Below are 14,367 nucleotides of genomic sequence, written 5' to 3' on the forward strand. Positions count from 1 at the left end.
GCTAAAAGGTAAAAAAGGAGCTTATTGAAATGAACTCAGTTTAAATTCACTTACCCTAAGGTAGAGTCTGCGCTCGATGAAGAGTTTTCGATACCATAACGCATAAGGACAAATGATGAATGGAATAACATTAAAGCTATTTTTTATTGCTTTTTTTATATTTATTATTACAGATATGATTTGGTTGGGCTTTATTGCCAAGAATCTCTATTTTCAAAATTATGGGCCCTGGTTAAACCTTGTAGACGGCCAATTAAAACCTATTTGGTGGGCGACCCTTATAGTGTATCTCTTGTTTGCTTTAAGTGTTGTCTTATTCATAATTCCACTGGCTCATAATTCACCCTATTGGGCTGCTTGTTACGGAGCCGTTCTCGGTGCCGTAATTTATGGCGTCTACGATTTTACCTGCCTTGCGATTTTTAAGGGTTTCCCCATAGGAATGGGGATCTTAGACTGGTTTTGGGGAATCCTTCTTTGCTCTTGGAGCTCTTTTTTGACCGTTTATTTAGGCAGCCATTTAAAGTAATGCAGGCAAACCATCAGTAACATGAATTATTTATCCCTTGCCTTAAGTTCCGATTGGCAGGATTTCTAGTGATAGTGTCCTGTCGATTTTCCTCGGAAGAGATGATAAGCATACAGTGTATACGCAAGGAGTATAGGAAGCATAATCACGACACCAACAAGAATAAATTTAAGCGTTGAATCAGGAGCCGCGGCTTCCCAAAGCGTCACCTCATGCGGAATTAAATAAGGATAAACACTAATCGCAATTCCTACGTAAGCACACAAGAATACAATGATACTGTAGATGAACGGCTTGTACTCACTTGCCGCATCTAAGTTTTTCCAAACTTGATAAATAGCAACAGCGGCAAACAATGGTAGAGGACTTAATAAAAACACGTTAGGAATACTATACCAACGATGAAAAATTTCATCACTGTGCAAAGGGGTCCAAATACTCACAAAAATCAAGAATAAACCGACTAATACTAACAATCCTCGTGCGTGATGAATCATTGTACGCTGAAGTCTTCCAGTGCTTTTGATAACCATCCAAGTCGAACCTAAAAGAGCATACCCGCACACCAAAGCAATTCCAGTACATAGGCTAAAAGGGGTTAACCAATTGGGATTATTAACAGTCATTGAAGATTCATTGATGGAAAAACCCTGGACAAAAGCACCTAAAATAACTCCCTGAAAGAATGTTGCAGCAACCGAGCTGATTGCAAAAATCCAATTCCAGATTGGTTTCGATCTCATCGCCTTAAAACGAAACTCAAAACTCACACCACGAAATATTAAAGCAATTAGCATGAGCATGATGGGCATGTAAAGAATGGGTAGCAGCAAACCATAGACTTTTGGGAATGCACCATAAAGCATCGCACCGCCAAAAACGAGCCATGTCTCATTACCATCCCAAACGGGGGCAATGGAATTCATCATAGTATCACGGTCTTTTTCATTGGATGTAAATGGAAAGAGAATACCAATGCCTAAATCAAAACCGTCGAGGATGACATACATCAGAATAATAAATCCAAGAAGTGCGGCAAAAATAAGTGGTAACATTATTTTTTCTCCTCAGGAATATCGGTCATATACTGAAATGCATGATGCTCTACTTCTTCTATTAATGTCTCTGGCCCATGTGCAATTAGTTTGAGTAAATAATAGAGATAAAAACCAAAAACAACCCCATAAGCAAGAATAAGCAACGAAAAGGAAATCAGCACCTCTTCATACCCTATAGAAGATACCGCATCTTTTGTCTTTAAAAGATTATAAACTACCCACGGTTGTCGGCCAATTTCAGCGGTTAACCATCCTGCAATACTCGCAATAAATCCTAATGGAGCCATCGCAAAACACCACCGATGAAACCAACGAAGCTTAAACAGTATACCTTTTAAATACAGAAAAACTCCTACTATGGCAGTGAATAACATCAAAATTCCAATACCTACCATAATTCGGAATGAGAAAAAAACAGGGAGCATGCGTGGCTGCTCAGCAGCAGGAACTGAACTCAAACCTATAAGCTCGCCATTCCACTCATGCGTGTTAATAAGGCTTGCAAGCTTTGGCACTCCAATTTGATAAAAGTTTTTTTGTTGTTCTTGTGACGGGATCGCAAACAACACAAGGGGCGCTCCTTTTTGGGTCTGCCAAACCCCTTCCATCGCCGCAGTTTTTAAAGGTTGGTAGTGATGCACATTAATACCCACTATATCGCCAACACCTATTTGCAAAGGAACTAAAATCAACGCTGCCCACAAACTAAACGCTAAGCATCTTTTGGCAATCGCGTTACACTTTTCCCGTAACAGATAATATCCAGAAACAGCCATGATGACAAAACAAGTGGTCACATAAGAGGCCAATAGCATGTGAATAAAACGTGGAATAAAACTAGGATTAAATACTACGGCCCACCAGCTATCGACAATGTACTTCCCATCAACCAATTGATACCCGCTAGGAGTTTGCATCCATGAATTCGCTGACATAATCCAGAATGCGGATATTGTTGTACCAATAGTTACCAAAAGCGTGGCAATAAAATGAAGCTTTGGCGGAACTCTTTTCCAACCAAATAGCATCACCCCTAAAAATCCAGCCTCGAGAAAAAAAGCAGTCAAGGTTTCGTATGCAAATAAAGCGCCCAAGACGTTTCCAAACTGCGTGATAAAGGGGCCAAAATTAGTGCCAATTTGATAGGCTAAAACAATTCCAGAAACTACTCCCATTCCAAAGGTCAAAGCGAAAATTTTAGTCCAAAGTTTGCAGATCTCGAGATAAATTGGATTTTTTGTTTTCAACCAAGTTGCTTCCATAATCACAAGAAATACCGCGAGACCAAGATTTAATGTAGGAAACAAAATATGAAAACCAATACTAAAACCAAATTGAATTCGAGATAGAATTTCTACAAGCATAAAGATCTCAACCGTGTGAATCGATCCATAAATTGTAGCATATTTACTCTTAAGACATACTGTTAAAATTGATAGGTATAAGTATTTTTAATTAAGACAAGGCCATACAATTTTTTATTGACCAAAAGCTGTTAACTAGTCTAGTTTTCTTCTTTTCAGGGGTGACTTTTTATTATAACTGCTCAGCATCTAATGCAGTCAACACTTGAGCTGCCTTGACAAGGATGGCTTTTTTCTTTTCTTGGTCCATTTTATCCCAATTAAAGTACGCATAATGAAGACGGGGGTTGTTTTTAAGCCTGTCTTGATGTTGCTCTATAAAATTCCAATAGAGGGAATTAAACGGGCAGGCATCTTCACCGACTACATCGCTAGGATTATAAGTGCATGACTTACAAAAATTACTCATTTTTTGAATGTATTTCCCGCTTGCCGCATAAGGTTTAGTCGCCATCACCCCACCATCAGCATAAAGCGCCATCCCTAGAGTGTTTGGTAACTCCACCCATTCAAATGCATCAGCATAGACAGCCAAATACCACTCACACACTTCTTTAGGATTAAGACCTGCTAACAGAGCAAAATTACCGGTAATCATTAAGCGTTGGATATGGTGAGAATACGCTTCAACTTGAGTCTGGCGCACTACTTCTTTTATACAAAACATCTGGGTGTCTTTCCCCCAAAATAGTGAGGGCAAGGGCTTGGATGAGTTAAAATAATTCCTGTTTGCATAATCAGGCATCATGAGCCAGTAAATACCACGCACATACTCTCGCCATCCTAATATTTGACGAATAAATCCTTCCACCGCATTCAACGGTGCCAGTTTATTTTTAAAAGCTTCTTCTGCTATACAGCATAACTCTAAAGGCAATAAAAGCCCTGCATTCAGATAAAAAGATAATTTGGAGTGATATAAATTGACTTCATTAGAGCGCATGGCGTCTTGGTAATCACCAAAATAGACTAGACAATGCTCTATAAAGTAGTTGGCCTCACAAAGAGCCTGCTCGCGGGTCACTGCAAAATTAAACGGATGTAATTGACCAAAATGATGAGAAAACTCCTTTTCCACCAAGCTTAAAACCTCTGAGGTCACTTCATCTATAGGATGTGTCAAGCGACTAGGAAATTTTTCGATATGATTTGCATTCTTTCGATTTTGCGCATCATAATTCCACGCCCCACCTACCGGCCTCCCTCGATCATCTATGAGAAGATGATGCTTTTGACGCATCATTCGGTAAAAATACTCCATACGCAACTGCTTTTTATCTTTTGCCCAATAGTTAAACTCGTCTATCGAACATAAAAATCGAGTGTCTTCATGAATGATAAGAGGTATCAACAATTGTTTTTTTAATAGGCTCATTTTTTCTAGAACGCGCCACTCACCAGGGTGAACAACATGTACCTCTGAAATTTTTTCTTCATTGATCGCGCGATGCAACTCCTTTTCAAAAGAACCAGTATTACTGGCATCATCATATTGAGTGTACCGAACTCTATAACCAAGCACTGTTAATCGTCGTGCAAAATGACGCATGGCTGAAAATAAAAAGGCTATTTTTTTAGGATGATGTGCCACATAAGTTGCTTCTTCCATCACTTCACAAAGGAAAACCACATCATCATGCTTATCGATTACAGCGAGTGAAGAAAGTGACTCACTGAGTTGGTCGCCCAAAATAAAGCATAATTTCGTCATAGAACGCCCTAAAAGTAAATAAATTACACTTTAAGCTTTGGACGAACCGAGCTTAAGCCACCATCCACGGCTAGAACTTGCCCTGTTATCCAACTGTTTTCAGAATTAAGAAAAAATAAAATAGCTCGTGCTATATCAGATGGCTCGCCAATTCGCCCCAAGGCATGCATCGCAGTGGATGCCTTAGCAATCAATTGATTCTTGAGTAATGCATCAGTTAAATGTGTTTTAACCATCCCTGGTGCCACTACATTGATACGCAAATTAGATGATGCATAAGTTGCTGCTGCTGATTGTGCTAAGCCAATAACACCTGCTTTGGCTGCAGCAATAGCCTCATGATTAGCCAGTCCAGTTAACGCTGCGGCAGAGGCAATAAGCACCACAGAGCCACCTCTAGTCATTCGTTTGCCTGCTGCGCGTATCGTTGCAAAGGATGTAGTTAAAGACGCATTAACTGTCTTTTGAAACTCCTCAAAACTGGTCATATGAGCACTTTTAAGTAATAAAGAACCAGCGCAATTAACCACCCCATCAATAGAACCTGCTTGCTCAAATACCCTGTCTACTGCATCAAAATCAGAAGCATCCAGAATAAAATCAGGTGCCATTTTATCCGTACTTTGTGCTGTAGTCAGAACCTCATCACCTTGTGTTTTAAGAAGTTCAACTACGGACTGACCAATAGCACTACTTGCTGCAATAATTAAATATCGAGCCATAAATTCCTATACCTTCGTTGTAAAAAAACTTAATATGGAGCAGAGTATTATTAACTTCAAGTGTTAAAAGGGAATAAATAATTGATGGTTTTTGATGAACTAAATGCAGAGTCAATCCATGGGGCTATAATCAATGGATGTCACCAACTTATTAGTAAACGAGAGGAGCTTAATAGGATTAATGTCTTTCCGGTTGCTGATGGCGATACAGGTGATAATATGGCTTCAGTATGTGTTGCTATTATCGAATATTCTGAAATAAAAGAAGACAATAAATTAACCCTTGAGTCAATAGCACAAGCAGCCATTTTAGGCAGTCGCGGCAACTCTGGTATTCTATTAACACAATTTTTTCTTGGGCTACATCAATACCTTCCTATTTCCAATAAGTTAAATGTGGGTAATTTATGTTCTGCTCTCAAAAGAATTGGAGAAGAAATTAACTCTGTTTTATCAGCACCCGTTGAAGGAACAATAATTACTCTTATTAAAAAACTGGCTGAGTTTGTAAACTCACAAAATCATCCCAACTCTATCGTAAAAACCATGAATATCATCACTCCAATGCTTAAAAAGGAAGTAGAAAAAACCAAAACAACTCTCAAAATAGCAAGAGAAGCAAAGGTTGTGGATGCAGGAGCATTGGGCTTTTACTACTTTATTGAAGGGTTCACTGATTTTTTAGCAAAAGGAGTCGTCCTCAAGTCATCTACACCACATAAAATTCATCCATCACAAGCACATGACCATCAAATGATTGAGCAACCTCAATTTCGCTACTGTACTGAAGCGGTTCTCAGAAACCCGCTAATAAGTCAACATGAGTTGGTGCAGCAATTTAATAATAAAGGCGATAGCCTAGCAGCTATAGGTACAAAAGACTTGCTTAAAGTTCATATTCATACCAATGAGCCGACTCATCTATTCAGCACTCTTTATCGACTAGGTACTGTAAAATACCCTAAGGTTGATGACATGCAACGACAGTATGAGGTTCAGTTTGCAAAGAAACACTCCATCGCATTAGTTACTGACTCAAGCGCTGACTTACCCCAAGACCTTTTAGACAAATATCAAATTCACACCATTGCTTTAAACATTCATATCGGGGAGCATGATTTTTTAGATAAATACAGTTTTGAACCAAATCATTTTTATAATCAGCTGCAAAATTTGCCTACTTACCCAAAAACCTCCTGTATTTCCCCGTATCAGGTCAAACAATACTTAAATCGACTGCGTGCTCATTATAACCATGTTTTGATTTTATCAATCTCCAGTGCCATGAGCGGCATGTACGCAGCTTTTATTGAAGCGAGTAAAGAAGACCCGCAAATAACTGTATTAGATACAAAAACCAACTCCGCATCACATGGATTATTACTCCATTATTCAGGGGAGCTAATTGCAGCAAAACTTCCTTTTGCCGAAGTCATCAGAAGAGTTCAAGTCGCTATAAAAAATACCTTTATTTTTGTCTTGGTAAATCAATTTGATTCAATGATTCGCTCTGGAAGAATGAGTAAGCTATCAGCAAAACTGGCATCTTGGTCGCATATCAAGCCTATAGTATCCATTGATAAATACGGACGCGGAATTGTTGCAGGAAAATCTTTATCCTCAGCAAAAGGGCTTGGCAAATTAATTCAATTAGTTCAAATGCAACTTAAGAAAGCAAATGCTCACCTAGAAGACTACGCGATTGTTCATGCGGACAATCACGAATATGCAACTCTCCTTGCAAAAACTAGCTCTGAGTATTTTAATAAAGACCCTCTTTTTATCAATACGGTCTCTCTCGTGATTGGCTTGCACGCAGGAAAAGGCTGCGTGGCAATAGCAGCTAGAATAACACCTGGATAATAAAGGTAGGCACAAAAGAAAGGAACACTCTAGATGATGATTATGTTTGTCGTGCTTTTAATTATAATAGCTCACATGTCTCTTATCTGGCTTTGGTACCGAATAACGAATAACCCGTCAGTCGTTGATGTAGGATGGGCATCGGGCCTCACATTAAGCGGACTCATTTATCTAAGTCAGTCTCCCTTATCGATACGCACTGTGATCCTTGGCACCGCCTTATTAATGTGGGGTCTTCGTCTTGGTGGCTATCTTTGGTGGGCTCGAATTAGACAAAAACATGTCGACAAACGCTATACGGCATTAAGCAATTCCTGGACTATTAAAAAGCCCCTCGGCTTTTTTATTAATTTTCAGCTTCAAGGACTATTTATCTTTATTGTCTCCATATGTTGGTATTTTATTTCTTTGAGCACTGCAAAAAATATAACCTTTGTTGATATCGCGGCGCTCATTTTCTTTATTTTTGCTTTGGGCTTAGAATCACTAGCAGACTTTCAGTTACAGCAGTTTAAAAAAAGTCATCCCGGACAAGTGTGCAATCAAAAATTATGGCGTTTCAGCCGGCATCCTAATTGCTTTTTTGAATGGCTTATCTGGTGCTCGTTCACATTTTTTGCACTGCCATCTCCTTATGGCGTACTAAGCCTCTTCTCGCCATTAGCATTGTATGTGATTATGGTATTTATCACTATTCCAGTGACCGAGCGTGAATCCGTAAAAGCAAGAGGACAAGACTATATTGAATATCAATCAACAACACCTCAATTTTTTCCTAAAATAACCGGGCTTGATTAAGGCCCACGGCCAGGGATTCATCTTGCACTCCAAAATTTTAATTGCTATACATCCGGCCTAATGGAATAACCAATGAGTCCGCCATGCGCTATCGAAGAGTAATCATTCCCGGTACCTGCTATTTTTTACGGTCAATCTGCACGACAAAAAAGTAGGTTGCTCACTGAAAATGATAAATTACGTTGCTGGATTATCCATTTTCATTGAAGCCATCGTTGTGTTGCCTGACCTGAAGACGATGGAAACTATTCTTTACGCTGGAATTGGACTAAGGGCATTTTTTCAAAACTGATACCGGCTAGTGAACCTATTTCTGATTCCAGAAAAAATAAACGGGAACAGGGTATCTCGGCAAAAACGATTTTGGGAACATCTCATTCGAGATGAGAAAGACGTTAAACATCACGTCGATTCATCCGTTATAATCTCGTTAAGCATGGATATGTAGCTACCTACGCGTGCTACACGCTTGATCTATAAAAATAAATTTACTCTGTGCTGATTCATAAACTATACTAAAAAATCATGGGTATCAATAAGAATAATACCCTGTAATTTCACACTCAGTTTAAGTCTCGTGCGAGGACTAACTGCTCCGCGTAGGGTAGATATTCTCATAGTGATGGCGGGTAGATTGGACCAAATATTGTTATTGCCGTTTCTTTTTGGGATATTTCACACCTCCAATAAGTGATTCGCTTCGAGTTTGTAAACGATTTAGGAGTTGCTGGATAAAACGAACTTGTTCTTAAAACTAGAGGGTATTTGATGCGAATAATAAATATACTTGTAGCGTTAAGTTTGGTCCTGCCTACAACAACAATTGCCGGCACAAATTTATTTAATTCCAGTAAAACTGTTTTACCTAAAACCAGTGAATGTTCCTGTCCATGTAAACCGGCTGAGATTCCTCTGACTGAACCAAATCAATCAGATATAGCTGTGGCAACATGGGCAAATGAAGCTATTGTGTCTGCTTTTTCTTATAATTTTGTTAATTATAATGAGGCATTGCAGAATTTATCAGTATATTTTACTACCGAAGGTTATAAGAATTTCCAGCAAGCACTAGATAAATCAAACAATCTCGAAGCTGTTAAAGCTAAGAGATTAATTGTTTCAGCTGTTGCGACGCGTGCACCGATTATTTTACAAAAAGGATTATTGAATGGTGTTTACTCCTGGCGTGTGCAAATGCCAACACTAGTCACGTATCAGAGTTCCACTGAGTTTTCACAACAAAACAATCTAGTCACTATATTGATAGTACGAGTACCTACTTTAAATGCACCTAAAGGGATTGCTATCAGCCAATTCGTTGTTGGAGAATATAAAGATAAATAGGTAAGTAGAAATGTCGGGCCATGGGCCCGACCAGCACTCTTTTATTTCTTATTCATAACAACAAACTTCACGAATAGTAAAGTCAATATTACAACTGGAATAATAATTTCTGATATGATAATTCCGGCGTTATAAGGCGCAAAATTTTCATGTAAAATCATTTCTCTAATATGACCATATAAAGCGCCTATTATAAAAAATGACCATCCTAAACCAGTAGCCAGCCAAAATTTTCCTCCAATAAATAAGGATAGGATACCTAACAAGGCCCACGCGCCATCGTGAAATCCAACTTCAAATTGAAATGGACTACCAATAGGCCAACCAATCATTTCAGCTGCCATATCAGGAAAGAATACATGGCTGATAAAACCAATTAAACCGATAAGACCTACCGTAAAAAATAGGAAATAAACCAAGTATAAATCTACGACCTGTTCAGCAGAATAATGTTTGCGTCTAATCAAATAGTGAATAGTTGCAAACAATATACACATTATAAGAAGCATGTTATTAATCATTTTAATCCCCTTGTTTATCATATATTAACCATAGCACAGCGGAGCAACCGTAGGTCGGCCCCACGGCCCGACATTTCATCGTACTGCCCCGTAAACGTGCTACCTAAAAACCGTTGAGACACAAATGGTATTTTCATCAGTGAGCGACTTAAACTTGTTCAAGAAAGAACCTTTAACTAAATTCAAAAAAACGATGGAGGATCCCAACGGATTTACTAATGGAGAAAGTGCTTCGAAACAAAAAAAGCTTGTATCAATGTCATCATGAGCTATCATTCCTGCTATCCATATTTGTTCATCAATATGGCCTAAATGAACCGCTTTTGAAAACCTCTACTCACTTAACTAAACAGGAATTTTACCTATGAGAAAAAAGATGGATAAACTCTTAGAACACATGAGCGCGTTTGAGTTAAATTTTAAATACCTTTTTGGTTATTCGGAATCCCAAGAAAAACAAGAAGAATCAGAACATTGTACTCACCCTAACGCAGAACCGGATAATGCATCTGAGCTTAATGAGAGCGTAACGTCAACACTCTCACCTGAATATAAAATAAGCTTTGCTAAGGTTCGAGAGCAGCTGGAGCACAAACCAAAACCCTATCGGCATTCGTTAAATGAAGAAGAAAAAAAACTAATCGCTGAAAGAACAGCATTGGCAAGCCCCATAGCTAAATTGAACTTCCGCTACAAACTGACACAGAGCTTATCCAAAAATCCAAACACTGAGCAGCTCTTTGATATTAATAAAAAATATAAATTTCCATCATTATTCGTTTTAGCCCTCTCTAAGGTAAGAACAATGAAATTAAAAGGGGAACTGAGTGACGACTCTTTGAGTGTCCTTCCTAATGAGCTGATTGAACAAGTGAATTTTAAGATTTAGGAGAAAAACTTAGGGGTAATAAGGGTAGCCCGTAAGGAGCAAAGCGGATTACGGGCTACCCTTGCTGTCTTAAATGATTGTAATAGTGTCAATTAGTAAATACACTAATTTGCCTAATTTTATAAAGGATTATTAATGTTTTTCAAATTATCAAATACAATTTTACCTCTCTCCATTTTTGCAACCTCTGCTTTCGCAGGCACCATGGGTGCAGCGCCCAATCCTCAAGGTTTTTTTATTGGAGTAGGTGGAAATTATAACTCTGTAAGGATTCAGCAGGATTCATGGGGTCTGGGGATTTCAAGTTTATATATTGACGGGGTGTACAATTCTACCGGGATTGCCCAAGGGAATGCTGCCCCGTTTAAAAATACGAGCCAAAATTTATCGCCCGAGGCTCAAGCTGGGTATTTAAGATACTTTAATGAGAACATTTATTATGGGATTAAATTTACTTATCAATATCTTGGCGAAGTAGCAACTAATAGGGATGTTTACCTTCCTCAAACCGGTGTGCTTACCAGTGCATCAGGCACCCAGAGCCCTATGTTCGGATATGCAATTGCTGATTCTGTTGAAACAACTATTAACCACGAGATGAATTTATTCGCTTTAATTGGCAAACAATTGGGTAATAAAAGCATTTACTTAGGTGCAGGTCCTTCATTAATCAGTTTGCAATCACAAAACTACAACTCCATAGGTTATGCCATTGTGAATGGTGAAACACTTAATGTCACCGGTTTGGTAAACTATGGCTCGCCTACCATGTGGGCATGGGGTGGCGGTGGTCAAATTGGAATGTCCTATTTTATTACTCCTTCGTGGTTTATAGATGCATCTTACACTTTTTCAGCTTTCGAAAACCGTGTAAGTCGACATGAACAGTCATTTGCTAATACATCTACAATGAATGGCGATAATCTGTTAACAACAGGAATTTTGGCAACAAAAGATACTTTTAAAACGACCGTGTTGCAGTCTATAAACGTTTCCATCAATAGAATGTTTGATCTTTAGTTTCTGGTGGTTATGCTAGCGGCAATAAATCAAGCATAAATTTAGTATAAAATAGCTTGATTAAAATGCTCTTATTTGGGGTAGAGCACAATTTAATTAATTGGTTGGGAAGGGATGACCCAACCTTCTTGAAAAATTATCATTTGTTTTTTATGGTTATTCCCTGGTTCACCGGAAGACACCATTACTTTTGGGTTAAGAAAAATATTTATTGCATGCATTGTGGAATTAAAATCATTAAAATAACTTGGTGAGAATGGACAAATAAGGCCAAGGATTAGATCACAAATGATTTTTAAAAAACTTCTTTCTATCTCTCTACCACTACAAGTAATCATTGCGATTATTTTGGGTATTCTGACAGGATTGCTGATCGGAGATGAGGCAGCCATTTTTGAGCCCTTAGGTAGAATGTATACAATGCTAATGGAAACCGTTGTCTTCCCTTATGTTATCTCCACCTTGTTAGTCAGCCTTGGAGATTTGTCTCCCTCGCTTTCACTCAAACTATTAAAAAAGATATGGGTCTATTTTTTATTATTGTTACTTACCTATGGCACATTGATTATATTAGCTCAAGCAATACCATTAGCGACCACATTATTAACCTACGAACAAACAAACAATCCTCAACAATCAGGAATTTTGGATTTTCTACTGCCAGAAAATCTATTTTACGATTTAACAAATAACTATGTTCCCGCTGTTGTAATTTTTTGTATCTTATTTGGATTCATGCTTCAGCACATTTCAAATAAATCAACCCTGTTTAGCGTATTAGAAACCATAAGTAACACCTGCCTATCATATTGGAATTGGCTGGTTAAGTTCGCGCCTATTGCCACCTTTGCCTTAGTGGCTTATATTTCTGGAACAATAAAATTCAACCAATTATATGATCTCAGCATATTTTTGATTTTATTTCTTATTGGTATTTTATTGCTTATTTTATGGATCATCCCTATCACGATTTCTTCTTTTACTGATATTCGATATAAAGAAATCCTGCCTGAACTTCGAGATGCATTAATTATATCCGCCATCACTACATTATCTGTCGTTGCGTTACCGTATATACAAAAAATTACAGAAAAATTTATTGCCCATAAAAAACCTGAGATCGATACGAAAGAAAACGAAGATATCATCAATACAATCTTACTAATCAATTATCCACTCGCACAATTAGGCAATTTCTTTGTATATCTTTTCATCCTGTTTGCCTCACTTTATTTCGATTCGCCAATTAATAACTTGCAATATGTCTTTCTGCCTGTTATTTCCTATCTCTCATCAATTGGATCACCATCGAGCTCTATTAACTCTGTTGCTTTTCTTGCTAATTGGGTGAACTTGCCTATCGATACAGTTAATCTTTATATGAGCTTATTGCCACTTATTCGCTATGGACAAGTGTTATTGTCTGTCATGGGTTTTGCTTTTATTTCTATTATTGGTACTTTCGTGTTCTTTGGATATGCAAGAATAAACTATAAAAAAATGGCGAGTCATTTCATCATCGCTTATGCGTTACTCATCATTCTTGCCTTTACTTTAAAAAGCGTATTTCCTAACCCAGGAGAAAAAAATTATACGCGATTGAATTCATTTTCTTTAAGCAGAGAACTTGTTGATAAAACTCAGGCAACCATCATGCCATCTTTTGATGAAAAAAATATCTCATCGAAAGAAAGTACAGAAGACGCTTTATTTCGTATACAAAGAACCGGTGTATTACGAGTGGGCTTTAATGCGGACATGCGTCCTTTTGCTTTTTACAACAAAAAAAATGAATTAGTCGGCTATGATATCGCCTTTGCTTATGCGCTTGCCAAGGCATTGAACTCTCGCCTCGAATTTATCCCTTTTACTTGGCAATATTTAGTTAGCGACCTGGCAACAAATAAGTTTGATATTGCCATGTCGGCCATTTACGCAACTGAACAACGATTGACAAGCAGCAAATTCACCGAACCTTATTTTCATAGTCCAGTTTCTTTAATTGTACCTAAAAATAAGCAAAATCAATTTCAAACTGCAGATCAGATAAAAAATATAAAAGGATTAAGAATCGGTGTATTTAACGATCCCGTTTTAATTCCATTAATTCAAAATAACTTTCCTAACGCGCGTATTGTAATCTTGCCAAATATAAGCGGCAACGCACCTGCGCAAGCATTCGCGCAGAATCTGATTGATGCTGTTTTATGGAGCCAAGCTCAAACTCAAGTGTGGGTTTTGGCACATCCGGAATATACTTCTGTTGTGCCTTCTGGTGTTGCGGCCCCCTTTCTCATGGCCTATATGGTGCAGCTTAACTCACCTCAATTTGTAAATTTTTTAAATTATTGGCTTACACTCAAGAAAAATGATGGATTCCAGAAAAAAATGTACGACCAATGGATATTAATTCGGCCCAGTACCGATCATCAACCACGATGGAGCATTTGGAGAAGTCTATCTAATCGGTATGGTTCAAATCAGTGAACACTTCCCATCAAATTTCGTCGCAAGCAAACAAAATTTTCATTAAAAGGTTGCTTGCTTA

At 38.0% G+C, this 14,367-nt stretch carries 12 protein-coding genes; 7 read left to right on the forward strand and 5 right to left on the reverse strand.

Going from position 1 to position 14,367, the window contains the following annotated elements:
• Positions 1 to 112 precede the first annotated feature (112 nt).
• Positions 113 to 529: a DUF2177 family protein gene (locus tag ACWTEW_RS00295; protein ID WP_454783321.1), complete on the forward strand. Its 417-nt coding sequence runs from the start codon at positions 113 to 115 to the stop codon at positions 527 to 529.
• 65 nt (positions 530 to 594) lie between these two features.
• Here ACWTEW_RS00295 and cydB read toward each other — a convergent pair whose 3' ends face one another.
• The 4 genes from cydB to ACWTEW_RS00315 form a co-directional block, all read right to left on the reverse strand.
• Positions 595 to 1,584, reverse strand: a complete 990-nt coding sequence (gene cydB, locus ACWTEW_RS00300) for a cytochrome d ubiquinol oxidase subunit II (protein ID WP_454783322.1) — start codon at positions 1,582 to 1,584, stop codon at positions 595 to 597.
• On the reverse strand, positions 1,584 to 2,951 hold the full coding sequence (locus tag ACWTEW_RS00305) for a cytochrome ubiquinol oxidase subunit I (RefSeq protein WP_454783323.1): 1,368 nt from the start codon (positions 2,949 to 2,951) through the stop codon (positions 1,584 to 1,586). The genes cydB and ACWTEW_RS00305 overlap by 1 nt, the downstream gene beginning before the upstream one ends.
• Before the next feature lie 172 nt (positions 2,952 to 3,123).
• Positions 3,124 to 4,662 carry a cryptochrome/photolyase family protein gene (locus ACWTEW_RS00310; RefSeq protein ID WP_454783324.1) on the reverse strand — a complete coding sequence of 513 codons (1,539 nt, stop codon included), beginning with the start codon at positions 4,660 to 4,662 and terminating at the stop codon, positions 3,124 to 3,126.
• A 23-nt stretch (positions 4,663 to 4,685) separates the two neighbouring features.
• Positions 4,686 to 5,384: an SDR family oxidoreductase gene (locus tag ACWTEW_RS00315; RefSeq protein WP_454783325.1), complete on the reverse strand. Its 699-nt coding sequence runs from the start codon at positions 5,382 to 5,384 to the stop codon at positions 4,686 to 4,688.
• An 84-nt stretch (positions 5,385 to 5,468) separates the two neighbouring features.
• Here ACWTEW_RS00315 and ACWTEW_RS00320 point away from each other — a divergent pair, with 84 nt between their 5' ends.
• From ACWTEW_RS00320 to ACWTEW_RS00330, 3 genes are all read left to right on the forward strand, one after another.
• Positions 5,469 to 7,247, forward strand: a complete 1,779-nt coding sequence (locus ACWTEW_RS00320) for a DegV family protein (RefSeq protein ID WP_454783391.1) — start codon at positions 5,469 to 5,471, stop codon at positions 7,245 to 7,247.
• Between the two features lie 36 nt (positions 7,248 to 7,283).
• Positions 7,284 to 8,045 carry a DUF1295 domain-containing protein gene (locus ACWTEW_RS00325; protein WP_454783392.1) on the forward strand — a complete coding sequence of 254 codons (762 nt, stop codon included), beginning with the start codon at positions 7,284 to 7,286 and terminating at the stop codon, positions 8,043 to 8,045.
• A 768-nt stretch (positions 8,046 to 8,813) separates the two neighbouring features.
• On the forward strand, positions 8,814 to 9,389 hold the full coding sequence (locus tag ACWTEW_RS00330) for a DotI/IcmL/TraM family protein (protein WP_454783326.1): 576 nt from the start codon (positions 8,814 to 8,816) through the stop codon (positions 9,387 to 9,389).
• A gap of 41 nt (positions 9,390 to 9,430) precedes the next feature.
• Here ACWTEW_RS00330 and ACWTEW_RS00335 read toward each other — a convergent pair whose 3' ends face one another.
• On the reverse strand, positions 9,431 to 9,910 hold the full coding sequence (locus ACWTEW_RS00335; protein ID WP_454783327.1) for a DUF6790 family protein: 480 nt from the start codon (positions 9,908 to 9,910) through the stop codon (positions 9,431 to 9,433).
• A gap of 364 nt (positions 9,911 to 10,274) precedes the next feature.
• Here ACWTEW_RS00335 and ACWTEW_RS00340 point away from each other — a divergent pair, with 364 nt between their 5' ends.
• The 3 genes from ACWTEW_RS00340 to ACWTEW_RS00350 all read left to right on the forward strand — a co-directional run bounded on the left by ACWTEW_RS00340 (position 10,275) and on the right by ACWTEW_RS00350 (position 14,306).
• Positions 10,275 to 10,799, forward strand: coding sequence for a hypothetical protein (locus ACWTEW_RS00340; protein WP_454783328.1), 525 nt, complete (start codon positions 10,275 to 10,277; stop codon positions 10,797 to 10,799).
• A gap of 135 nt (positions 10,800 to 10,934) precedes the next feature.
• A complete protein-coding gene (locus tag ACWTEW_RS00345) occupies positions 10,935 to 11,819 on the forward strand; it encodes an outer membrane protein (protein WP_454783329.1) in 885 nt (294 codons plus the stop codon).
• A gap of 288 nt (positions 11,820 to 12,107) precedes the next feature.
• Positions 12,108 to 14,306, forward strand: a complete 2,199-nt coding sequence (locus ACWTEW_RS00350; RefSeq protein WP_454783330.1) for a cation:dicarboxylate symporter family transporter — start codon at positions 12,108 to 12,110, stop codon at positions 14,304 to 14,306.
• Positions 14,307 to 14,367 lie beyond the last annotated feature (61 nt).

The sequence above is a fragment of the Legionella stuttgartensis genome, from assembly GCF_977063405.2.

Bases quoted from the DNA above. Each gene is read 5' to 3' on its own strand.
- ACWTEW_RS00295 (WP_454783321.1), top strand. From the start codon at position 113: ATGATGAATGGAATAACATTAAAGCTATTTTTTATTGCTTTTTTTATA.
- cydB (WP_454783322.1), bottom strand. From the start codon at position 1,584: ATGTTACCACTTATTTTTGCCGCACTTCTTGGATTTATTATTCTGATG.
- ACWTEW_RS00305 (WP_454783323.1), bottom strand. From the start codon at position 2,951: ATGCTTGTAGAAATTCTATCTCGAATTCAATTTGGTTTTAGTATTGGT.
- ACWTEW_RS00310 (WP_454783324.1), bottom strand. From the start codon at position 4,662: ATGACGAAATTATGCTTTATTTTGGGCGACCAACTCAGTGAGTCACTT.
- ACWTEW_RS00315 (WP_454783325.1), bottom strand. From the start codon at position 5,384: ATGGCTCGATATTTAATTATTGCAGCAAGTAGTGCTATTGGTCAGTCC.
- ACWTEW_RS00320 (WP_454783391.1), top strand. From the start codon at position 5,469: ATGGTTTTTGATGAACTAAATGCAGAGTCAATCCATGGGGCTATAATC.
- ACWTEW_RS00325 (WP_454783392.1), top strand. From the start codon at position 7,284: ATGATTATGTTTGTCGTGCTTTTAATTATAATAGCTCACATGTCTCTT.
- ACWTEW_RS00330 (WP_454783326.1), top strand. From the start codon at position 8,814: ATGCGAATAATAAATATACTTGTAGCGTTAAGTTTGGTCCTGCCTACA.
- ACWTEW_RS00335 (WP_454783327.1), bottom strand. From the start codon at position 9,910: ATGATTAATAACATGCTTCTTATAATGTGTATATTGTTTGCAACTATT.
- ACWTEW_RS00340 (WP_454783328.1), top strand. From the start codon at position 10,275: ATGAGAAAAAAGATGGATAAACTCTTAGAACACATGAGCGCGTTTGAG.
- ACWTEW_RS00345 (WP_454783329.1), top strand. From the start codon at position 10,935: ATGTTTTTCAAATTATCAAATACAATTTTACCTCTCTCCATTTTTGCA.
- ACWTEW_RS00350 (WP_454783330.1), top strand. From the start codon at position 12,108: ATGATTTTTAAAAAACTTCTTTCTATCTCTCTACCACTACAAGTAATC.